This window comes from Sphingobium sp. CECT 9361 (genome assembly GCF_918741285.1).
GTDB lineage: Bacteria > Pseudomonadota > Alphaproteobacteria > Sphingomonadales > Sphingomonadaceae > Sphingobium.
Genome location: NZ_CAKKNC010000006.1, coordinates 39,449 through 59,971 on the forward strand (window position 1 = coordinate 39,449; position 20,523 = coordinate 59,971).

22 protein-coding genes and 1 pseudogene are annotated in these 20,523 nt (G+C 59.5%); 12 read left to right on the forward strand and 11 right to left on the reverse strand.

Annotated features, from left to right (window positions below):
- Window positions 1-15 precede the first annotated feature (15 nt).
- Window positions 16-1,122: an efflux RND transporter periplasmic adaptor subunit gene (locus LQ220_RS10580; protein WP_230188263.1), complete on the reverse strand. Its 1,107-nt coding sequence runs from the start codon at window positions 1,120-1,122 to the stop codon at window positions 16-18.
- Between the two features lie 220 nt (window positions 1,123-1,342).
- Here LQ220_RS10580 and LQ220_RS10585 point away from each other — a divergent pair, with 220 nt between their 5' ends.
- The 5 genes and pseudogenes from LQ220_RS10585 to LQ220_RS10605 all read left to right on the forward strand — a co-directional run bounded on the left by LQ220_RS10585 (window position 1,343) and on the right by LQ220_RS10605 (window position 5,316).
- The gene (locus LQ220_RS10585; protein ID WP_230188264.1) at window positions 1,343-2,041 is read left to right on the forward strand and encodes a response regulator; all 699 of its coding nucleotides are present in this window, start codon (window positions 1,343-1,345) and stop codon (window positions 2,039-2,041) included.
- Entirely contained in the window at window positions 2,038-3,129 is a 1,092-nt protein-coding gene (locus tag LQ220_RS10590; RefSeq protein WP_230188265.1) for an ATP-binding protein, read from the forward strand. Before LQ220_RS10585 ends, LQ220_RS10590 begins: the two co-directional genes overlap by 4 nt.
- A gap of 539 nt (window positions 3,130-3,668) precedes the next feature.
- A pseudogene (locus LQ220_RS10595) lies at window positions 3,669-3,902 on the forward strand (IS110 family transposase); the annotation flags it as partial.
- Between the two features lie 33 nt (window positions 3,903-3,935).
- Window positions 3,936-4,766: a 23S rRNA (adenine(2030)-N(6))-methyltransferase RlmJ gene (gene rlmJ, locus LQ220_RS10600; protein WP_230188266.1), complete on the forward strand. Its 831-nt coding sequence runs from the start codon at window positions 3,936-3,938 to the stop codon at window positions 4,764-4,766.
- A gap of 229 nt (window positions 4,767-4,995) precedes the next feature.
- Window positions 4,996-5,316 (forward strand): hypothetical protein, encoded by a 321-nt coding sequence (locus LQ220_RS10605; protein WP_230188267.1) that lies wholly within the window; start codon window positions 4,996-4,998, stop codon window positions 5,314-5,316.
- A gap of 130 nt (window positions 5,317-5,446) precedes the next feature.
- Here LQ220_RS10605 and guaA read toward each other — a convergent pair whose 3' ends face one another.
- The 8 genes from guaA to rpsM all read right to left on the reverse strand — a co-directional run bounded on the left by guaA (window position 5,447) and on the right by rpsM (window position 13,965).
- The gene (gene guaA, locus LQ220_RS10610) at window positions 5,447-7,006 is read right to left on the reverse strand and encodes a glutamine-hydrolyzing GMP synthase (RefSeq protein ID WP_230188268.1); all 1,560 of its coding nucleotides are present in this window, start codon (window positions 7,004-7,006) and stop codon (window positions 5,447-5,449) included.
- A 48-nt stretch (window positions 7,007-7,054) separates the two neighbouring features.
- A complete protein-coding gene (locus LQ220_RS10615) occupies window positions 7,055-8,317 on the reverse strand; it encodes a TCR/Tet family MFS transporter (RefSeq protein ID WP_230188269.1) in 1,263 nt (420 codons plus the stop codon).
- A gap of 68 nt (window positions 8,318-8,385) precedes the next feature.
- Complete coding sequence (locus LQ220_RS10620; RefSeq protein ID WP_230188270.1) at window positions 8,386-9,009, reverse strand: hypothetical protein; 624 nt, start codon at window positions 9,007-9,009, stop codon at window positions 8,386-8,388.
- An 82-nt stretch (window positions 9,010-9,091) separates the two neighbouring features.
- Window positions 9,092-11,308, reverse strand: a complete 2,217-nt coding sequence (locus LQ220_RS10625; protein WP_230188271.1) for a prolyl oligopeptidase family serine peptidase — start codon at window positions 11,306-11,308, stop codon at window positions 9,092-9,094.
- A gap of 100 nt (window positions 11,309-11,408) precedes the next feature.
- Window positions 11,409-11,834 carry a 50S ribosomal protein L17 gene (rplQ, locus tag LQ220_RS10630; RefSeq protein WP_230188272.1) on the reverse strand — a complete coding sequence of 142 codons (426 nt, stop codon included), beginning with the start codon at window positions 11,832-11,834 and terminating at the stop codon, window positions 11,409-11,411.
- Window positions 11,835-11,964: 130 nt separating this feature from the next.
- Window positions 11,965-13,029 carry a DNA-directed RNA polymerase subunit alpha gene (locus tag LQ220_RS10635; RefSeq protein WP_230188273.1) on the reverse strand — a complete coding sequence of 355 codons (1,065 nt, stop codon included), beginning with the start codon at window positions 13,027-13,029 and terminating at the stop codon, window positions 11,965-11,967.
- Window positions 13,030-13,142: 113 nt separating this feature from the next.
- Entirely contained in the window at window positions 13,143-13,532 is a 390-nt protein-coding gene (gene rpsK / locus LQ220_RS10640; RefSeq protein ID WP_104953188.1) for a 30S ribosomal protein S11, read from the reverse strand.
- Window positions 13,533-13,596: 64 nt separating this feature from the next.
- On the reverse strand, window positions 13,597-13,965 hold the full coding sequence (gene rpsM / locus LQ220_RS10645) for a 30S ribosomal protein S13 (RefSeq protein ID WP_230188274.1): 369 nt from the start codon (window positions 13,963-13,965) through the stop codon (window positions 13,597-13,599).
- A gap of 226 nt (window positions 13,966-14,191) precedes the next feature.
- Between rpsM and LQ220_RS10650 the strand changes: the two genes are divergently transcribed.
- Window positions 14,192-14,419, forward strand: coding sequence for an AbrB/MazE/SpoVT family DNA-binding domain-containing protein (locus LQ220_RS10650; protein ID WP_230188275.1), 228 nt, complete (start codon window positions 14,192-14,194; stop codon window positions 14,417-14,419).
- A 219-nt stretch (window positions 14,420-14,638) separates the two neighbouring features.
- Window positions 14,639-15,103 carry a GNAT family N-acetyltransferase gene (locus LQ220_RS10655; protein WP_230188276.1) on the forward strand — a complete coding sequence of 155 codons (465 nt, stop codon included), beginning with the start codon at window positions 14,639-14,641 and terminating at the stop codon, window positions 15,101-15,103.
- A 399-nt stretch (window positions 15,104-15,502) separates the two neighbouring features.
- Here LQ220_RS10655 and LQ220_RS10665 read toward each other — a convergent pair whose 3' ends face one another.
- Window positions 15,503-16,048, reverse strand: a complete 546-nt coding sequence (locus LQ220_RS10665) for an FKBP-type peptidyl-prolyl cis-trans isomerase (RefSeq protein ID WP_230188278.1) — start codon at window positions 16,046-16,048, stop codon at window positions 15,503-15,505.
- 87 nt (window positions 16,049-16,135) lie between these two features.
- A complete protein-coding gene (gene rpsU / locus LQ220_RS10670) occupies window positions 16,136-16,342 on the reverse strand; it encodes a 30S ribosomal protein S21 (RefSeq protein ID WP_104954164.1) in 207 nt (68 codons plus the stop codon).
- Between the two features lie 272 nt (window positions 16,343-16,614).
- On the opposite strand from rpsU, the gene LQ220_RS10675 reads away from it, so the two are divergent.
- The 5 genes from LQ220_RS10675 to LQ220_RS10695 all read left to right on the forward strand — a co-directional run bounded on the left by LQ220_RS10675 (window position 16,615) and on the right by LQ220_RS10695 (window position 20,507).
- Window positions 16,615-17,379, forward strand: a complete 765-nt coding sequence (locus tag LQ220_RS10675; RefSeq protein WP_230188279.1) for a class II aldolase/adducin family protein — start codon at window positions 16,615-16,617, stop codon at window positions 17,377-17,379.
- Window positions 17,380-17,429: 50 nt separating this feature from the next.
- A complete protein-coding gene (locus LQ220_RS10680) occupies window positions 17,430-17,966 on the forward strand; it encodes a (2Fe-2S)-binding protein (protein ID WP_230188280.1) in 537 nt (178 codons plus the stop codon).
- Between the two features lie 134 nt (window positions 17,967-18,100).
- Window positions 18,101-19,051, forward strand: a complete 951-nt coding sequence (locus tag LQ220_RS10685) for an RcnB family protein (protein ID WP_230188281.1) — start codon at window positions 18,101-18,103, stop codon at window positions 19,049-19,051.
- Window positions 19,052-19,170: 119 nt separating this feature from the next.
- Complete coding sequence (locus tag LQ220_RS10690; protein WP_230188282.1) at window positions 19,171-19,863, forward strand: 2OG-Fe(II) oxygenase; 693 nt, start codon at window positions 19,171-19,173, stop codon at window positions 19,861-19,863.
- A gap of 173 nt (window positions 19,864-20,036) precedes the next feature.
- Window positions 20,037-20,507 carry an RcnB family protein gene (locus LQ220_RS10695; RefSeq protein ID WP_230188283.1) on the forward strand — a complete coding sequence of 157 codons (471 nt, stop codon included), beginning with the start codon at window positions 20,037-20,039 and terminating at the stop codon, window positions 20,505-20,507.
- Window positions 20,508-20,523: the final 16 nt, after the last annotated feature.

Sequence of the window (20,523 nt, forward strand, 5' to 3'; positions counted from 1 at the left end):
TCGGACTCTTCGCGCTTAGCGAGACGTGGCGGCAGGCCGCCAGGCGATGGAATTTACCGGTACATTGGGTTGAATCTTGCTCTGCCCCTCGACAACGACCGTGTCGCCCGCCCGTAGTCCGCTCGAAATGACGTAGCGACCATCGATCACGTCGCTGGCAACCACATCGCGCGCACGAACGCGCCCCTGACTGTCGACGATATAGACTTGGGCCTTGCCTTGCATATCCCGCTGCACTGCCTGCTGTGGAACGGTGACCGCCTGCCGCACCAATGAGCGCAGCAGGCGCGCACGTACAAACATGCCTGGCAGCAGACGCTGATCGCGGTTCGGCACGAGAATGCGAACGACGGCATTTCCGGTACTGGGATCGACAGCGATACCCGAAAACAGCATTTTTCCCTTTACAGCATAGGGTTTGCCGTCGGTGGAAAGGATCTCGACCATGGCATCCTGATCAGCCGTCCCCGCCTTGATCGCTTCGCGAATGGCATCAATGCGGGCCACCGGTTGTCGGACGTCCACATAGACCTGGTCGATCTGCTGGACCCGTGCCAGCGGATTGGGGTCATTTGTCGATACAAGCGCACCCTCGGTTACCAGCGCTTCTCCGATCCGACCGCTGATCGGAGACGTGATACGTGCAAATCCCAGATCCAGCCGACGGCGCGCAAGAACCGCGCGAGCTTCTGCAACATCGGCCGCCGCCTGATCGCGCGCTACGGCAGCATCGTCATAGCTCTGACGGCTGATCGCATCTGCATCGACCAGCGGACGCAGGCGATCCGCCTGCAGCTTTGCGCGTGCGAACATTGCCTCTGCACGCCGCAGCGCCGCCGCAGAGCTGTTCGCGTCGGCCTGATAAGGCGCGGAATTGATCTGGAACAGGGGCTGCCCCGCCCGCACCTCTCCGCCTTGCTCAAACATTTGGCGCTGAACAATACCACCGACTTGCGGGCGAATTTCGGCGATCTGGTAGGCCACTACGCGGCCGGGCAACTCGTCGAACGATGCGACAGGTCCCTTCTGGACCTTCATCACCGTCACTTCGACCGCAGGAGGCAGCGGCTGCTCCTGCTGCGAGCAGCCGACAAGCACTGTCGCAAGCGCGCTGGCCGCCACAAGGACGGCTCCTTTGCGAACCTTTCCAATCATAAAGTTATTCGTCTCCGCCTGTGGAAGGCTTTCCAAAACCGATCTTCATCGGAACACTGATCTGGAAGCTCTATGGCAGCGGAGCGTCGATCTTATGTGTGCACAGTGTTGCGGTTGTGTGGAGACACGTAGCCTGTCCCGGCTAAAATCTTCTAAGGAGCAAAAGCTCCGAAGGAGGAATCACAGCATGGAACCGGACAACGCGCTCGTGCTCGTCGTCGAAGATGAAGCCGATATCGCAGAGATAATAACCGCTTATCTTGAGCGCGAGGGCTTTCGCTGGGTCCATGCCAATGATGGGGCGACTGCCATTGAATTGCACAGAGCGCTCAAGCCAGACATCGTCCTGCTGGATGTAGGGCTGCCGCGCAGCGACGGGTGGGAAGTTCTCAGTGAATTGCGCAGACGCGGCAGCACGCCCGTGATCATGGTCACGGCCCTCGACAAGGATATCGACAAGCTTCAGGCACTGCGAATCGGTGCTGACGACTATGTGGTCAAGCCGTTCAATCCGGTCGAAGTCGTTGCTCGGGTCAGGGCAGTGCTGCGGCGCTCGGCAGGCCATTCCAGTCGAGGGATACTGCGCGTCGGCGCACTTCAGCTCGATCCGGAAAGTCACTTGGCAAGCGTCGTCACCGATGGTGAGCTGGTTCATCTCAATCTCACGCTCACAGAATATCGCCTACTGGTCCACATGGCTGCTGCGCCGATGCGGGTGTTCAGTCGCGGAGAACTGGTCGACGCCTGTCTACCCGGTGGCGACGCACTCGATCGTACGGTGGACAGCCATGTCAGCAAGCTTCGCAGAAAGCTGGCCGATGCCGGAATCGATGACATGCCGTCCGGCGTACGCGGCGTGGGTTATCGTCTGGTGGCTATTAGATGAAGCCAATTACGGGCCTTGGACGGCAAGTCGCCATTTCGATGGGCTTGGGCGCGGTCATGGGCATCCTGGCGTCCTATGTTGGCATTTATCTGTTGTATTTGACGGCCTACAATTTCTTTCCATCCCTTGTGCCCCAAAGCGAAGAAGGGGTGTCCGGTCCATCAGCTACAGAACTCATAGTTCTGGCGATCATTGCCGCGTTGGTACTCTTGATCACAGTCACGATGGCTCTGCGCCTGGCCAGCCGGATCATAGCGCCGCTAAGCTCAGTTGCGGAGGCAGCGCGACGCATAGCTGGTGGTGATCTGAGTGCCCGGGCAACAGGTGGCGATGATCTGCCGGGTGAAGCCGCCGCGCTGGTGGCAGACTTTAACAGTATGGCCGTTCGACTTGAACAAAGCGCCCGCGACATCGTGAACTGGAATGCCCAGATTGCCCATGAGCTGCGCACGCCTCTTACCATCCTGCGTGGTCGAATGCTTGGCGTCATCGACGGCGTGTTTGTTCCTGACGAAACGTTGTTTCGCAGGCTCCTGGAACAGGTCGACGGCTTGTCCCGACTGGTGGAGGATTTGCGCGTCGTAAGTTTGGTCGAGAGCGGACAACTGCGTCTGGAAGGGAAGGAGGTGGATGTCGCCCGTGAGATTGCAGATTTTGCGGGGCTGGTTGAGCCAGGCCTCGTGCAGGCTGGCTTTACCCTCAGCATCAGTTTGTCCCCGGGGAAAGCGTGTTTGGATATGACGCGCATTCGCCAAGCCTTGCTTGCGCTGGTTGATAATGCGCAACGCCATGCGAACCCTTGCGAGCTTCGTATCGATGTCATCATGAACAGCGACGACGTTGCCTTGCGGGTCGTCGATCAAGGACCGGGTTTGACCGAAGCGTTTGAGAAGGACGCGTTCAAACTGTTCGCACGGGGAATCCAATCCGACGAAGAAAACAGGCCCGGTTCGGGACTCGGTCTCTCCGTGGTCCAAGCAATCTCCAAAGCGCATGGGGGCTCAGTTGGCTATGGCTCAGAGGGAAAGGCCTGCTATTTTACGATGACAATTCCAAGATGGTTACCTCAATCGGTACGCTCAGACTAGCGGATGACGGAGGTCCCAATCCCCAGCGTAGCGCAAGTTGCTATAGGGTTTCACGTCCCTGACGGAAAATCGCATACCGGCACTATCTCCAAAGGGCATATCGCGGCCAGACTGAACGGATGACAGTTCATTGCGCCGTTGGCTCTCGAAGCTGGCTGTCGGGACTGTCCGACCTTTCGGACGTCAGGTGACCCAGCGGCGCGCCTCAAGGTGTGCCCGCATTCAAGAAAATCAAAAATGGTTGGGAGAGGCAAGGATGGTGAAAGCTACTTTCGGTCTGAATTACCGCTATTCAATGTCCAATGGCCTATTTAGGGAAGGTCATCGAAAGCAACCCTAGCCGTGCAAGAAGCGATCAGCGATGAAGTCATGACGCGGGAGCCATATGGATCTTTTAGTTAGGATAATGTTGGGTAGCGAACGACCGGCCGTAGGCAGATGTGATGGGAAAGCGGATAAGGTGAATGGCTCCCGCTCACGGCATCTAAGTTCCAAGATGGGTTTGTTGTCATGCGACCCTAGGAAAGGAGCCACCCACCATGGAGATTAGCTCGATCAAGCTGGATTTGGCCCAGAAGGTTTTTCAAGTTCACGGTATCCGCGCGACCGGTGAGGTCGTCATTCGCAAGGCGCTGCGGCAATCGCAGATGCTGCCGTTTTTCGAGAAGCTGTGCGAGGCGATCTGCGAAGCGGTCACACGTCAAACCATGCAGTTCGTGCTCATCAAGTCGCGCGAGCAGCAGGCGGCGCTGGCGCTGCATTCCGGTCAGGATCGCGAAGGCAGATTATCAGGATTTTGAGTCACAATGAATTATCGCCATTCCTTCCATGCTGGCAATAGCGCCGATGTCGTGAAGCACAGCCTGCTTATATCCCTAGTGCGGGCCTTGCAGCACAAGCAGGGCGCGCTGACTCTGATTGACACCCATGCTGGCTGCGGGCTGTACGACCTTTACGGCGATGAGGCTCAGCGCACTGGCGAGTCCACGCAGGGCGTGCTGCGGGCCTTTGACGACCCGAACCCCTTGTTGGACGACTATCGCGCCGCCGTACGGGCGGTGAATGTGGGTGGCGAACAGCACCTTTACCCCGGCTCGCCGCGGATTCTCGCCCAGCTTTTGCGCCCGCAGGATTTTCTGATCCTTAACGAAAAACATCCCGAAGATGCCTATGCCCTGCGCGGCGTGATGCGCGGCACATCCGCTGCCGTGCATCAACGCGACGCCTACGAGCTTTGGCTGGCGATGCTGCCGCCCCGCACGCCTCGCGGCGTAGTGGTGGTCGACCCGCCATATGAACAGACGGACGAACGCGCCCGTATCACAGCCACCCTCGCTGCGGCGCACCGCAAATGGGCGCATGGCGTGACGGTGATCTGGTATCCGCTGAAAGACCACGCCACGCATTCCCGGTGGAAACAGCAGTTACGCAAGCTGGGCATCCCGAAATTGCTGCGGGTGGAACATTGGCTATACGATAGCGAGCAACCCGGCATCTATAACGGCGCAGGCCTCTATATCGTCAATCCGCCCTACGCTTTTACGCAGGCACTGCCACCTCTGCTGGAAGCCTTGCGCGCGGCGTTAGCGCCCGAAGGGCATAAGGGCGAAATTATATCCGATTGGTTGAGCGACTGAAATAAACCTCATGCTAATCACGCTTCACGTTACAAACAAATTGGGTCACGCGGACTTTTGAAATATGTTTTCACGCCGGGTGGCTGTGCTCCAGACGATTGTGCTTCTGCGCCGTTGGCAACGGACCCCGTCGCGTGATCCTGTTCGCTCAGAATGGCGACCGTGGGCCTCGAGAAAACCCTGCGATACCATGGGTGGAGTACCGCTGCTGACATGCTAAGGGTATACCATGTTTCAAGCACCCGGCCGCAGCGGCACTGTCGAGATCGACGGTCTCAAATATGATTGGCAACTCGTGAGCGAGCCTCAATTATCCTCTTCCGATGGCTGGAAGGGAATGACTGTCTCCCTACGTCAGAGAGACATGCAGCGCGAGGCCGTACTGGAATTTCCGACCCCCAAGCGCCTGTTGAAAGGACTGCCAAAAGGGCGTTTGCACATCAACGATGCGATTGCTTCGCGAGGGGTGCGGGCAGCATTATCGGCTGGATGGGATCCTGCATCGCGAGGCAAACCCACGGTTTTCATGGTTGACTCCAACGGTGACTAAGGGCGCGTAAATCGTGCACCCGCGCCATCGCAGATATAAATGGAGACGGGCGGCATCGCACCATTCATCCGCTGATGCACCCGGGAAGCGGTCGGTCATAAGCTGAGGCCTCCCTCTGGAGGAGCCCAAATCATTCCCACTCAATGGTGCCAGGGGGTTTCGACGTGTAATCGTAAACCACGCGGTTGATACCCTTCACTTCATTAATGATCCGGGTGGCTACCCGGCTTAAGAACGCCGCGTCAAAGGGATAGATGTCGGCGGTCATGCCATCGGTGCTGGTGACGGCGCGCAGGGCGCACACGCTGTCATAGGTGCGCAAATCGCCCATCACGCCGACGGTGCGGACGGGAAGCAAGACGGCAAAAGCTTGCCAGATGGCATCGTAGAGGTTCGCGTTGCGGATTTCCTCAAGATAGATGGCATCTGCCTTGCGTAATATGTCGCAGCGTTCCTTGGTCACTTCGCCGGGGATGCGGATCGCGAGGCCGGGTCCGGGGAACGGGTGGCGACCGACGAAGACGTCCGGCAGGCCCAGTTCCTTACCCAGCACGCGCACTTCGTCTTTGAAGAGTTCGCGCAAGGGCTCGACCAGTTTCATGTTCATGCGTTCGGGCAGACCGCCGACATTGTGGTGGCTCTTGATCGTGACGCTGGGGCCGCCGGTGAAGGATACGCTTTCGATGACGTCCGGATAGAGCGTGCCTTGTGCGAGGAAATCCGCGCCACCAACCTTGCGTGCTTCTTCCTCGAACAGTTCGATGAAAGCGCCGCCGATAAATTTGCGCTTCTTTTCCGGATCGGTGAGCCCAGCCAGACCGCCGAGAAATCGTTCCTCTGCGTTCACATGGACCAGCTTGATGCCATAATGTTCGCGGAACAAGGTGACGACCTGTTCCGCTTCGCCCAGTCGCATCAGCCCATGGTCGACGAAGACGCAAGTCAGTTGGTCGCCGATCGCTTCATGAATGAGCACGGCAGCAACGGCAGAATCCACGCCGCCCGAAAGCCCGCAGATAACGCGACCAGTACCGACTTGCGCGCGAATTTCCGCGATCTTGGTTGCGCGAAACTCCGCCATGGTCCAGTCGCCAGCAAGCCCGCAGACATGGCGAACGAAATTCGCGAGCAGCTTGCCGCCGTCGGGCGTGTGGACAACCTCGGGATGGAATTGCGTGGCGTAGAAGCGTTTGGCTTCGTTCGCGGTTACGGCCAGGGGCGCGCCTTCGCTGGTTGCGACGACTTCGAACCCTTCGGCAAGGCGCGTGACCTTGTCGCCGTGGCTCATCCACACCTGATGCTTGTCGCCGGGTTGCCAAAGGCCATCGAACAGCGCGCAGGGCTTTTGCACGTTGATGAAAGCGCGACCGAATTCGCCGCTGCCGCCCCCTTCAACCTTACCGCCAAGCTGCTCCATCATCGTCTGCTGACCGTAGCAGATACCAAGGACCGGCACGCCAGCGTCGAAGATTTCCTGCGGTGCACGAGGCGAATCGTCCCACATTACGGAGGAGGGTCCGCCCGACAGGATCACCCCCTTGGGCTGCATCCGGGCGAAAGCTTCGGCGGCGCTATTGAAGGGAGCGATCTCGCTGTAAACACCCGCTTCGCGAACGCGTCGCGCGATGAGCTGGGTCACCTGACTACCGAAGTCCACGATGAGAATGGAGTCCTGAAGGGGCAGCGTCATAGAATCGCCTTTGCTTGGAACCGGAGAAACGGTGGGGTTCGCGACCGGTTAGTGCCCCACCGCGTCGTTGTCCAGCAACAGGCGCCCATCGGATGAATCCCGCCGCCCCGCAAGCCATCCCAGCAGCGCCGCCCCGCCCAGTACCGCCGCCGCAATCAAAAATGCACTGCCGATGAAGGGCAAAGTCGGATCGGCACCGACCGACAGCGCATAGACGCCGCCGAAAAACAAAGGCGAGACAATACCTGCAATGCTCGCCACGCTGTTGTTGGCACCTTGAAGCTGGCCTTGTTCGCTTTCGGACACACGCCGGGTCATGAGTGACTGGATCGTCGGCATGGCCAGTCCCCACAATGCGTTGGGCAACATCGCGGCGACAAACATCCAACCGGTCGGGGCAAGCCCCATGCATGCTATGCCGATGGCACCGAAGGCCAGGCCGATCACCATCGTTCTGCGATCTCCGATCCGTTGCACGACGGGGCCGACGAGCAATCCCTGCACGCCCATGTCCAATAAGCCGACAAGTGCAAGCAGGCTGCCGACCTGCCACGCGCCCCAGCCATATCGATCCCCGGCATAGAGAACGAACACGGCAGAAAAGAGGTGGTGGGCGAAATACAGGAGGAAGTTGACGACCGCGAGGCCGGACAGCTCGCGATGGGAGCGTAGCAATGTGAGAGCACCGAAGGGATTGGCGCGTCGCCAACTGAACGCCATGCGCTTTTCGGGGGGGAGCGATTCCGGCAACACGAACACACCATAGATGAACGCCAGAGCGGACATTCCGGCGGCCACCCAAAAGGGCGCGCGTAAGGAGACTTCGCCCAATATGCCGCCCAGCAATGGTCCGGCGACAAAACCCGCGCTGAACGCTGCCCCGATCAGGCCGTAACCGCGAGCGCGATCTTCAGGTGCGGTGATGTCCGCCATATAGGCGAACACAGAGGTGAAACTGGACGACGTTACGCCAGCCAATAGCCGCCCTACCGCCAACCACCACAAGTTCGGTGCAAGCGCCATCAGGACATAATCAAGCATCAGCCCGCAGATCGAGATCAGAATGACGGGCCGCCGACCGAAACGGTCGGACAAGGATCCGATGATAGGCGAACAGACGAACTGCATCCCTGCCCAAAGCGCGACGAACAAGCCATTCCACAGCCCGGCCCCGCTGCTGGAGCCTGACAGGGTCTCGATCAATTGCGGCAGGACCGGAATGACGATGCCCATCGACATGACGTCAAGGAGGGCCGTAACCAGAATGAACGCGATGGCCGCATTACGACGGGGGAGAAGGCGACCGGACATGGGCGTCCTACTAAGGGGGATGCGAGATGAAGCCAAGCGGTCCCTTAATGTGGTAGCGTGTCTTGCGGTTAATTGCTGACCAGATCGCGGCTTAGATAGACGTTCGTCACGCTGTCACCCTGCACCGTACAGGTGAAGCGACGGGTCTCGCCTGCCTGATCGCGATAGGAACCGCGCCGCTCGACTTCGCCGTCGATGTCGTAGCCGCCATTGGTAGGCTGCGGTGTGCCGATGGAGCGGATTTCGGCATAGCCGCCACTCCGCGACGCTTCATCCCGCGCAGCAATAGCACAGGCATCGACGGCGCGATCCTGCCCTGCGATAGTGACTGCATCGTTGCTGGCTATGTCGCTAAAGTCGTCATCGGGAGCATTGCGGTAACGCTCTCCGGCATACCCATTGTCTCGCACAGGTGGTGGAGGTACAGGCGGTCTGCGATAATCGGAATTTGCGTCACGCGCCGCGCGATCCTTAGACATCGAACTGGCAACCACAGCCACCGCGCCGATCAGCGCGGCCACGCCAATCGCATCGCCCAGGCCAAAGCCATCGTCACGATGGCGGCGCCAACCGTTGTCATGCCATCCGCCGCCATTTCCCCAGCCACGAGGCCGCGCCTCTGCCGCTGTTACGCTACCCGCCATAAGGGACATGGCCAGAACCGCAGCCGTCAGCCTGTAACCGGTCTTCATCTTCTAACCCTTCCGCAGCGGGAGCATGTATCGCGCGATCATAGCGCGTATCCGGCTTTCGAGAGGCTGAACGGCACCCCAATCACTTGGACAGGTCGGTGACCTCTAGCCCCGTGAACTGCGCGATAAAGGCGTACATATCCGAAAACTCCTCGATCACCTTGTCGGTCGGCTTGCCTGAGCCATGACCGGCGCGGGTTTCGATGCGGATCAGATGCGGTTTGGTGCCGATGTCGGTCGCTTGCAGAGCAGCAGCATATTTGAAGCTGTGGCCCGGCACGACGCGGTCGTCAGTATCCGCCGTCGTCACCATGATCGCCGGATAGTCTTTGCCCGCCGCTACATTATGATAGGGCGAATAGCTGTAGAGCAAGCGGAAGTCGTTCTTCTTCGACGGATAGCCATAGTCATCCACCCAATAGCGGCCCGCCGTAAACCGGTCGAAGCGCAGCATGTCCATCACGCCTACGCCCGGTAATGCCGCGGCAAACAGATCGGGCCTCTGATTTACGACTGCACCGACCAGCAAGCCACCGTTCGAACGGCCCTCAATCGCCAACTGATCCTCGCCAGTGTAGCCATTGGCCTTGAGATATTCACCCGCCGCGATGAAATCGTCGAACACATTCTGTTTGTTCGCGCCGCGTCCGGCATCGTGCCATGCCTTTCCATATTCGCCGCCGCCGCGCAGATTGGCAATGGCGAGCACCCCGCCCTGCTCAAGCCATGCCAAGCGGGTGGGTGCAAAGCCGGGCGTCATGGAAATGTTGAAGCCGCCATAGCCGTACAGCAATGTCGGTGCAGGCTTTTCCGCGGTGGCGATATCCTTGCGCCGGATGATGAACATCGGGATCTTCGTACCATCTTTCGACGGGTAGAAGATTTGCTCGGTCACGAAGTTTTCGGGATCGAAGGCCAGATCGGGCTGAGCAAAGACTTCTGTGGTACCGGTGGCGGTGTCGTAGCGATAAATGGTCGATGGCATAGTGAAGCTGGAGAAGCTGAAGAACGTCTCGGAATCTCCGCTTTTGCCCCCGAAGCCCGCTGCCGTGCCGACGCCCGGTAACGGCACGTCGCCAACGGGCTTGCCGTCCAGTTCGACCAGTTCAGCAATCGTCTTCGCATTTTCCAGATACGCGAGGATGATGCGATTACCCACCAGCGATCCGCCTGCCAGCGTATCGGGACGTTCCGGTACGATCTCGACCGGTGCCTTGCGGGGATCGGCGGCATCAAGCGTGACGAGGCGCAAACGCGGGGCGCCCTTGTCGGTCATGAACCATAAGGTATCGCCGCGGCTGCCGATGAGGTGCCAGCCATTGTTCAACCCTTTGATCAGGGTGCGCGGCACGACCGGCGCTTCGCGCCAGCCATCGCTCAGTGCGACGAGGGTCACTTCCTGCTTGTCGTCCGTACCGGATGCCGAGGTGATGACCAGCCATTTGCCGTCGTCGGTAACTTCGCCGCTGTGGCCCAGCTTTGGGCGGTCGGGTGTCTGATATATCAACCGATCCTGCGACTGTGGCGTGCCGACGCGGTGATAATAGATTTGCTGATTTTCGTTCAGCGACTGGAAGGCAGCGCCCTGTGCAGGTGCTGCGAAGCGGGAATAGAAGAACCCCTGCCCTTCTTCGTCCCAGCTAAGATCGGAGAATTTTACCCATTCCACGCGGTCATCCAGCGCCTTGCCAGATGCAACATCGATCAGGGAGAGCGTGCGCCAGTCAGTGCCGCCATCCTGCACAGAATAGAGCAGATAGCGGCCATCGGGCGACGGCTTCCACTCGGCCAGCGCGGTCGCATTGTCCTTTGACAGGGCGTTGGGGTCCAGCAGCATCCTCTGCGCGCCTTTCAGACCATCGCGCACGAAGAGCGGCGACTGGTTCTGAAGGCCGGTGTTGAACGTGTAGAAGTAACGACCGCCCGCTTTGGTGGGCGTGGAGTAGCGCCCATAATCGTACAGCGTCGCCATCCGCTTTTTCAGGATATCGCGCCCCGGCAGCGTCTTCAGGTAGTCCTGCGTTACCGCATTTTCCGCCGTTACCCAGTCCCGTACCGCAGCATCCTGCCGCACGTCGTTTTCAAGCCAGCGATAGGGATCAAGTACCTTTACGCCGAAGTGATCCTCAACCAGATCGAGGCGACGGGTCTGCGGATAGGACAGCGTGGCTTCCTTCATGATCGTGGCAGTATCGGGCTTGTCAGCGGGGGTTTCGGCAATGGCGGGAGAAAGTGCGATCAGCACAGGCATCAGCACAGGGCAAAGGACCAGCGCGCGGCGCGCGCTTCGGAACGACATGGTGAGGCTCTCCCAAAACGAAAACAGGCCGCCAGCTTAGAAAGCCGCGGCCTGTTTGTGAAGCGCTGTATTGCCGGACTAACTGCCCGGCAACAAAGACTTATGCAGCTTCGTATTCGTCTTCGTCGGCGGTCTGGACCGGACCGGAGTCCTGACCCTTGGCATCGACGTCGCGGTCGACGAATTCGATGATGGCGATCGGAGCAGCATCCGAAGCGCGGAAGCCAGCCTTGATCACGCGGGTGTAACCGCCGGCGCGATCCTTATAGCGTTCGGCCAGCACGTCGAACAGCTTGACCAACTGCGCATCGTCCAGAAGGCGCGCGTGCGCCAGACGACGGTTGGACAGGCCACCCTTCTTTGCCAGCGTCACCAGCTTTTCAACATAGGGACGCAGTTCCTTGGCCTTCGGCACGGTGGTCGTGATCTGCTCATGCTTGATGAGAGCAGCGGCCATGTTGCGGAACAGGGCCGCGCGATGGCTGGAGGTACGTTGCAGCTTACGGCCGCCTATGCGATGACGCATGATAACTTCCTTCTCGTTCGTTCAGGGACCGTTTCAGGTATCCCGGAGCAGGCGGTGCAGACAAAGGGCCACCGCCCAAAACCCTCAAACTTCTCTAACCTCGCCCATATGAGCGGTGGTCAGCGACCGATCAGCCGAGCAGTTCCTGCTCCAGCTTCTTGGCCATTTCTTCGATATTCTCAGGCGGCCAGCCTGGGATATCCATGCCGAGGCGCAGACCCATGGACGACAGTACTTCCTTAATTTCATTCAAGGACTTACGGCCAAAATTGGGCGTCCGCAGCATTTCGGCTTCGGTCTTCTGGACCAGATCGCCGATGTAGATGATGTTATCGTTCTTGAGGCAGTTGGCCGAACGGACCGACAGCTCCAGCTCGTCCACCTTCTTGAGAAGATAGCGGTTGATCTGGTTCGTGTCGCTTTCGCCTTCCGACGATGCTGCAACAGCATGACCGCCCGAGGACGGAGCCGCCGTGGGCAGCGCGTCTTCGAAGTGGACGAACAACTGCAACTGATCCTGAAGGATGCGCGCGGCATAGGCCACGGCGTCCTCGGGGGTTACGGTGCCGTCGGTTTCGAGCGTCAGCGAGAGCTTGTCATAGTCCAGTTCCTGGCCGACGCGCGTGTTGTCCACCTTGTACGCGACCTGACGAACGGGCGAATAGAGCGCGTCGATGGGGATCAGGCCGATGGGGGCATCGGCCGGACGGTTGGCAACGGCAGGGACATAGCCCTTGCCGATGTCAGCCGTCAGTTCCATGTTCAGCGTCGCGCCTTCATCCAGATGGCAGATGATGAGATCCGGGTTCATCACTTCGATGTCGCCCGAAACCGCAATATCGCCAGCCTTCACTTCGGCAGGACCGGTCGCGGAAAGCTGCAGGCGCTTGGGGCCTTCGCCTTCCATGCGCAGAGCGATCTGCTTCACATTCAGGACGATGTCGGTGACATCTTCACGAACGCCGGCGAGCGAGGAAAATTCATGCAGGACGTTTTCGATCTTGATCGAAGTGACCGCCGCGCCCTGAAGCGAGGAAAGAAGAACGCGACGCAACGCATTGCCGAGTGTCAGGCCGAAACCGCGCTCCAAAGGTTCAGCAACGAAAGTCGCCTTACGCTTCGAATCGCCGCCGACCTTGATTTCAAGGGCGCTGGGCTTCTTCAATTCCTGCCAGTTCTTCATGTTGACAGTCATGTAATTCCCCTGGGAATGGGGCGGGGGCTGCTCCGCTGCGTCAGTGGATAAGCCCCGGCCGAGTCAGAATTGGATGTGTGGCGCGTCCGCCACACACCAGAACGGCAAAAGCCTTAAACGCGACGACGCTTGGAAGGGCGTACGCCGTTATGCGGGATCGGTGTAACGTCCCGGATGGAGGTGATCGTGAAACCGACCGCCTGCAATGCACGAAGCGCCGATTCACGACCCGAACCGGGGCCCTTCACTTCGACTTCGAGGGTGCGCACGCCATGTTCGGCAGCCTTGCGGCCTGCATCTTCCGCGCAAACCTGAGCAGCATAAGGGGTCGACTTGCGCGATCCCTTAAAGCCCATGGTGCCAGCCGAAGACCAGGAAATCGCATTGCCCTGTGCGTCGGTGATCGTGATCATGGTGTTGTTGAAGCTGGCGTTCACATGCGCGACGCCGGAGGAGATATTCTTGCGCTCCCGCTTCTTTATGCGCTGGGGTTCCCGTGCCATTTTACTATCCTACTCAAAACTGGAAAAATAAGTGCTCTTAAAGCCTGAACGAACAGGCGAGCGCTTACTTCTTCTTGCCGGCGATCGGCTTTGCCTTGCCCTTGCGGGTACGGGCATTGGTGTGCGTGCGCTGACCGCGAACCGGCAGGCCCTTACGATGACGCAGGCCGCGATAGCAGGCCAGGTCCATAAGACGCTTGATGTTCATTGAGGTCGTGCGACGCAGATCGCCTTCCACCTGATAGCTTGCATCAATCGCTTCGCGAATCTGCAGCACTTCGGCGTCGGAAAGATCCTGAACGCGACGCGACTGATCGATGCCCAGCTTTTCAGCGATATCGACGGCGGTCTTGCGGCCAATGCCATGAATGTAGGTAAGCGCAATAATCACGCGCTTGTTGGTCGGGATGTTGACGCCCGCTATACGTGCCATGTAAAATTTTCTCCTGCTCCACGGGGCGTGTGGCAGCGCCCCATCTCAAAGCGTCGATGTGAACCCCAAGACGCAAAAAAGACGGCCAGCGCATTTGCACTGCCGCAACCAAGCGTGTCGGGATGAGTTGCCCTTACTGAGTCGCTGTTGGACTGTCAAGGTATCGGCGGCGGAGATCGGCCCTGTTATTCGTGCGGCACGGCCCACATCCTGTGATAACCTATGTATGAACAAGACGCTGAAACTCATCAAGATGGGAAACTCCACCGGCGTAATCCTGCCCAAAGAGATATTGGCGCGGTTGCATGTAGCGTTGGGGGATGAATTGTTCCTAAGCGATGCGCCGGATGGCCTGCGCCTGACCGCGTCCGACCCCGATCTCGCGCGGAGCATGGCGTTGGCCGAGGAGATCATGCGCGAAGACCCTGATATTCTGCACGTTCTGGCAAAATGACCCACACCCCAAGGTGCGAACGGACAGGCGGGCCAGCACGATGGCTACCCGTCGCCTTAAGGGACGCGAATTCCAACAGTCCGCGCGACTTCCTGACGCCTATGATCTGATTGTCGAAGGATTTAGGTCCATAGTCAGAATCTGCTGCACACGCGTCACCACAATGCTCTCAAAAACACGCCTCATTGCCGCCATGATATTCGGCAAGATATTCATGTCATGACGATGATACGGTACGCGATCTTCCCTGATGACACAGCGGCGGTGCTGTGCATCTGGCGTGAGTTTATCACCAATTCCCCAGTGAATCTCGATTACCAGAACAACGATGCCGAGTTCGCCAACTTACCGGGTAAGTATGCGTCGCCGAAGGGATGCGTTCTGCTCGCGGATCGGGAAGGCGAAATTGAGGGTTGCGTCGCGATGCGCCAAGTCACTCCCGAAATATGCGAGATGAAACGGCTATATGTTCGTCCTCAAGCTCAGGGACGTCACCTTGGTCGTGCTCTCGCTGAGCGCCTGATCGAAGAGGCCCGTGCTGTCGGTTACAACGAAATGAGGCTCGATGTGCAGGCGAAGTTCGTCCCCGCGCGCAGACTTTACGAAACACTCGGTTTTGTTGCGGCGGACCCGATCTCGTTCAATCCGGTTCCCGGCGCCTCATTTCTCGGTCTTCACCTTTAGCTGATGCGGTAACTGATCTCTGTTTCGCGCCGACAAACAGGTGTTGCCGTCAGTGTCCGCTTCTGAGCATCGAGTATGGTCGAATATATTACGGGATGTGGTCTACCTCGTCATTACCCCTCCCCCTCCAAAGAAGCGACAGCCCGTGGCACCCGCTTGCCCTTTGTGCGGCTGGTAAGGTGGATGTGGTGGCAGCGGTCGCAGCGATAGGGGCGCAGGGGGAGATTGGCGCGGTGCGCGGCGGCTAGCGCGTCCTCTTCGGAGGCGTAGCGTCTTTTTCGGGCGCAGATGCTTAGGCGGGTACGCAATTTGGACCTCGCCTATGGGTGTGTAGCATCCGTCTCAATGAAGCCCCCTCCCTAAGAGAAGGGGCGTTCAGACACCGGCTATGGGAAAGCCTTACTGGCCGGGAGCCGTGGGTGCGCCGGGCATCGGGGCGCCGCCGGGTGCACCGGGCATACCGCCTGCGCCGCCCTGAATCATCTGCATCTGACGCTGCATCGCTTCGATCTCAGCGCGCGATTTGAAGTCCAGCAGGGTTACGTCGAATTCCAGCGTCGAATTGGCCGGGATCGGACCCTTGGCTTCCGCGCCATAGCCAAGCTGCGGCGGGATGCTGATGTGGTACTTGCCGCCCTTCTTCATCTTCAGAAGCGCCTGCGTGAAGCCGGGGACGAGGCCGTCCACGGGCAAGGCAGCCTGTTCATTTTGATCGAAGACGGTGCCGTCCTTCAGCTTACCGACATAGGACACGAGCACGACATCGCTGACGGTGGGGCTGACGCCCGCGCCTTCTTTGAGCACTTCGAAGCCCAGCGTATCAACGGTTGCCGTGCCGGCATAAGCAAGGCCGCCTGCCGCCAGCACGACCGCCGCGATGCCGACCCATAATTTCGTCAAGGAACCCTTGGCAATGGGACGGAGCGGAACAGCGGTGGTCGACATGGGCAGACGCCTTAATCTTGCAGTGTGGATAATCGCATCATGCGGCGCCCCGATGTGGCACGCCGTAACAGAGTGTGCGGTACGTCCTTACCGGACGCCGTCACGCTCCGCACGCTTGCGATCCATCTTACGAGCGCGACGGACAGCAGCAGCCTTTTCACGGGCACGCTTTTCCGACGGCTTTTCGTAATGACGGCGCAGCTTCATTTCGCGATATACACCTTCGCGCTGCAGCTTCTTCTTAAGGGCGCGCAACGCTTGATCGACATTGTTATCGCGAACGATGATTTGCATGAGGCCTTCAATCTCCAATCGAATAACAACCGAACCGCCGGGACATATTCATGCCCCACCGGGCCGGCCGTAAGCAATAATAAGGGGTCGCCGCAGAGCGGGTCTGCGCCGTGTGTCGGGCGCGTTACCAGCAGAGTCGCGATATTTCAACCCCCAGCGGCATTGGCATGACCGGAAAAGGGGTGAAGCGATGCGCGAAGGGCACAACAGCCCCTCGACATGTGCCGATGCTTTGTGGTCTACAAACATCAATGTCAATAAGGAGAGAGGCCATGGCTACTGCAATAGAGGCTTCGCGCCGCAGCATGTCGGACGCAGAATGGGCCGCGCGGCAGCAGCTTGCCGCCTGCTATCGGATATTCGCGCGGCAGGGTTGGGACGAGCTGATCTACAACCATATTACCCTGCGCGTGCCGGGGGAGGACAATGCGTTTCTGATCAATCCGTACGGGCTGCATTATCGCGAGATATGCGCGTCCAATCTGGTGAAGATCGATATCGACGGGACTGTGCTGGATGGCAGCCCCTACCCCGTCAACAAGGCCGGGTTTACGCAGCATAGCGTTTTCCACCGGCATCTGCCTGACGCACATTGCATTATACATACGCATACGACGGCGGGGATGGCCGTGTCGGCGACGCAGGAAGGGTTGATGCCCACCAATTTCTATGCCGCTGCGTTCCATGGGCAGATCGCCTATCATACATTCGAAGGCATCACGATCCGGCCAGAGGAAGGCGTAAGGCTGATCGAGAGCCTAGGCAACAAGCGGACGATGATGCTGCGCAACCACGGCACGCTGGTGATGGCGGAGACACTGCCGGCTGCGTTCTTCCGGCATTGGGCCTTGCAGCGGGCGTGTGAGATCCAGGTGGCGACCGGCGCGGCGGGCACCCCTGCGCTTATTCCGGACGACGTGATCGCCGTGCATCAGCGCGACATGGCGGGCGTGCAGCTTCCCGGTGGGCAAGGCGCGGCCGACTTTGCGGCGATGGTGCGGATGCTGGAACGCGACGAAACCGACTGGAAAGAATGACGCGGGGACAGGGTTCCTGAAATGCGGACCATGCGATACAGACAGCGGCGATGACCAAGTTCACCGTCAACGACCGGCCTGTGCAGTATCGCATGGACCCCGACACGCCCCTGCTGTGGGCCTTGCGCGATGCGTCCAACCTGACCGGCACGAAATATGGGTGCGGCACGGGGGATTGCGGCGCGTGTACGGTCGACATCGATGGCGAAGCGATCCGGTCCTGCCAGATCACCATTGCGCAGACCGAGGGGCGGTTCGTCACGACCATCGAAGCCCTATCGCCCGATCGCAGCAATCCGGTGCAGCAGGCATGGGTTGCCGAAAACCTGCCGCAATGCGGTTTCTGTATGCCGGGGATGATCATGGCGGCGGCGGTCCTGCTGAAGCGGAACAGCGATCCGACCGATGCGGACATCGATGCGGCAATCACCAACCTGTGTCGATGTGGCACCTACCCCCGCATCCGCGAAGCCATGAAGCGCGCGGCGCGTATCCAGCGCGGTGAGGAGCAGGTTACCGCTGCCCCGCCGCCGGGCATCACACCGCAGGATGCCGCGCGTGTGGTCCCTGCCCTGCGCGTTCCCTGATCGGGACAACGCCACGGCACAGTGTCGTTGAATCCTTTCCGAATGCTGACACAGTAATTCAGCATCCTGACATGGCCGTAGGCCTAATCGGGATACACAAGGCGCCAATTCGGCTCCAGGTGAGGACGAAGCAGATGACGATCAGGACCATGATGCTTGCCGGACTGATGGCTGCAACGGCGCTAGGCGCGGTTGCTCCGGCCTATGCCCAGCGTGGCGATGATAATGGTGGGCGTGGGCGCGGCGGCGAAATGCGTCAGCAGCGCATGGAACAGCGCCAGCAGGTCAACCCAGGTGCGCAGCAGCAGCAGCACCAGCAGCGCACATGGCAGGAACGCCCGGATCGGGGCGCTCAGGTGCGTACCGATAGCGGCGTGCAGGTGCAGGGGCGCGAATGGCGCGGTCGCGGCGAAGGGCGTCAACCGCAGGTCATTCAGCAGCAACCGGTGACGCCGCAGGTCCGTCGAGATATTCGCGAAGACCGTCGCGACATACGCGAAGATCGCCGTGACCGGCGCGAAGATGTGCGGGACGTTCGCAACGGCAATAATGGCTGGCGCGACCGGGCCGAAGATCGTCGCGACTGGCGCGAAGACCGCCGCGACGTGCGCGAGGATCGCCGTGATGTCCGCAATGACACCTGGCGCAATGACCGCAGAAATGACGGCAGCCGCGACTGGGGCACCCGTGGTTGGGACAATCGCAATGGCGCCAATTACGCCTACGGCAATCGTGGGCGCATCAACGAACGGGACCGCTGGTCCAATCAGCGGCGGTGGGACAATGGCTGGCGCAACGACCGGCGTTACGACTGGCAGAGCTATCGCCGCAACTATGGCCAGATCTACCGCCCCGGTCGCTATTATGCGCCGCGCGGATGGAATTATGGCTATCGGCAGTTTTCCATCGGGATCCAGTTGAACAGCCTGCTCTACTCGAACAATTACTGGCTGAACGATCCCTATCAGTATCGTCTGCCGCCCGCCTACGGGTCGCTGCGGTGGATCCGATATTATGACGATGCGTTGTTGATCGATACCCGTGACGGTTACGTCGTCGATGTGATCAACGGCTTCTTTTATTAAGCTATAGCAGCTTCCTGGACTGGCCTTCAGGAACCACTGGACCCGGAGCGGAGACGTTCCGGGTTCCTTTCGTTTGGGGCACTATTGTCTGGCGCTGTTCGCAGTGGCAGGACGTTAACATGCAGGACGACACGATAGACGATGGAGGCATCGCCTCGCCCCGGCGCGCTTCAATCGGCGAGCTGGTGCGCAAGCGGCTGGATCGCAATCCCATGGTGAGCCGGATTGCTACCGATACGCTGGATATCTATGGTCGCCATGCGTTTCTGACACCGACGGAATGCGCACTGATGCGGACGATGATCGACGCCAATGCGCAGCCTTCGACGCTGTTTTCGGGCAGTGCCAATCCCGATTACCGCACCAGCCATAGCTGTCATCTCGATCCGCTGGACACACTGGTGCGCAGCATCAGCGATCGGATCGGCGGACTGCTTGGCATCGACGCCGAAAATGGCGAGACGTTGCAGGGGCAGCGCTACACTGCGATGCAGGAATATAAGGTGCATTGCGATTTCTTCCCCGCCACCGCCGCTTATTGGCAGGCCATGCGGCGATCCGGGGGGCAGCGCACATGGACGGCGATGATTTATCTGAGCGATGTGGCCGAGGGTGGGGAAACCCATTTCCCGATGTGCGAATTCATGATCCCACCCAAGGAAGGCATGATCCTGGCGTGGAACAACATGGATCGCGATGGCGCACCCTTGCAAGCCAGTCTGCACGCCGCCAAACCCGTTATCACCGGCACCAAATATGTCGTGACCAAATGGTATCGCGAAAGCCTGTGGACCCCTTCTAAAGCGAAATGACGCCGCTCGCACTGTTACACTTTATTACCTTAGCTTTCAGATTCCTGACGCTGTCATTTCCATCCGGTTCAGGACCGCTGGCCCATAAAGGCGTTGTCGATGCAGGACGCCCCCATTTTGGGTCGCCCCGCATCCGCAAGTAACCACCGTCCCAATCCGAAGGGAGAGACGATATGCGTAAGATTGTCCTTATTGCCTTGTTGGCTGCCACAGCCGTACCAGCCACCGTATCCGCCCAATCCTATGGCGAAGTGCGCCGTAGCGAGCGCGATCTGCGCGAAGAACGGCGCGATCTGCGCCAGGCACAGCGCTATGGCGATCGTCGCGATGTCCGTGAGGAACGCCGGGATGTGCGCGATGCACGTCGCGAAGTGCGCGAAGATTGGCGCGATTATCGTCAGAGCCATCGCAATGTCTATGCACGTGGCGAATGGCGTGCGCCGTTCCGTTATCAGAACTGGCGTGCAGGCGCACGGATTGCGCCGAACTATTACGGGTCGCGCTATTTCATCAACGACCCGCGCCGCTATCGCCTGCCGCCTGCCGGTCGCGACCTACGTTATGTCCGGCACTATGACGATGTCTTGCTGGTGAACATGCGCACCGGGCGCGTTGTTCAGGTATACAACCGCTTCTTCTGGTAAACAGGGCAGCGTAGTT

Coding starts and splice junctions, on each gene's coding strand:
- LQ220_RS10585 (WP_230188264.1), top strand. CDS start 1,343: ATGGAACCGGACAACGCGCTCGTGCTCGTCGTCGAAGATGAAGCCGAT.
- LQ220_RS10590 (WP_230188265.1), top strand. CDS start 2,038: ATGAAGCCAATTACGGGCCTTGGACGGCAAGTCGCCATTTCGATGGGC.
- rlmJ (WP_230188266.1), top strand. CDS start 3,936: ATGAATTATCGCCATTCCTTCCATGCTGGCAATAGCGCCGATGTCGTG.
- LQ220_RS10605 (WP_230188267.1), top strand. CDS start 4,996: ATGTTTCAAGCACCCGGCCGCAGCGGCACTGTCGAGATCGACGGTCTC.
- guaA (WP_230188268.1), bottom strand. CDS start 7,006: ATGACGCTGCCCCTTCAGGACTCCATTCTCATCGTGGACTTCGGTAGT.
- LQ220_RS10615 (WP_230188269.1), bottom strand. CDS start 8,317: ATGTCCGGTCGCCTTCTCCCCCGTCGTAATGCGGCCATCGCGTTCATT.
- LQ220_RS10620 (WP_230188270.1), bottom strand. CDS start 9,009: ATGAAGACCGGTTACAGGCTGACGGCTGCGGTTCTGGCCATGTCCCTT.
- LQ220_RS10625 (WP_230188271.1), bottom strand. CDS start 11,308: ATGTCGTTCCGAAGCGCGCGCCGCGCGCTGGTCCTTTGCCCTGTGCTG.
- rplQ (WP_230188272.1), bottom strand. CDS start 11,834: ATGCGTCATCGCATAGGCGGCCGTAAGCTGCAACGTACCTCCAGCCAT.
- LQ220_RS10635 (WP_230188273.1), bottom strand. CDS start 13,029: ATGACTGTCAACATGAAGAACTGGCAGGAATTGAAGAAGCCCAGCGCC.
- rpsK (WP_104953188.1), bottom strand. CDS start 13,532: ATGGCACGGGAACCCCAGCGCATAAAGAAGCGGGAGCGCAAGAATATC.
- rpsM (WP_230188274.1), bottom strand. CDS start 13,965: ATGGCACGTATAGCGGGCGTCAACATCCCGACCAACAAGCGCGTGATT.
- LQ220_RS10650 (WP_230188275.1), top strand. CDS start 14,192: ATGAACAAGACGCTGAAACTCATCAAGATGGGAAACTCCACCGGCGTA.
- LQ220_RS10655 (WP_230188276.1), top strand. CDS start 14,639: ATGACGATGATACGGTACGCGATCTTCCCTGATGACACAGCGGCGGTG.
- LQ220_RS10665 (WP_230188278.1), bottom strand. CDS start 16,048: ATGTCGACCACCGCTGTTCCGCTCCGTCCCATTGCCAAGGGTTCCTTG.
- rpsU (WP_104954164.1), bottom strand. CDS start 16,342: ATGCAAATCATCGTTCGCGATAACAATGTCGATCAAGCGTTGCGCGCC.
- LQ220_RS10675 (WP_230188279.1), top strand. CDS start 16,615: ATGGCTACTGCAATAGAGGCTTCGCGCCGCAGCATGTCGGACGCAGAA.
- LQ220_RS10680 (WP_230188280.1), top strand. CDS start 17,430: ATGACCAAGTTCACCGTCAACGACCGGCCTGTGCAGTATCGCATGGAC.
- LQ220_RS10685 (WP_230188281.1), top strand. CDS start 18,101: ATGACGATCAGGACCATGATGCTTGCCGGACTGATGGCTGCAACGGCG.
- LQ220_RS10690 (WP_230188282.1), top strand. CDS start 19,171: ATGCAGGACGACACGATAGACGATGGAGGCATCGCCTCGCCCCGGCGC.
- LQ220_RS10695 (WP_230188283.1), top strand. CDS start 20,037: ATGCGTAAGATTGTCCTTATTGCCTTGTTGGCTGCCACAGCCGTACCA.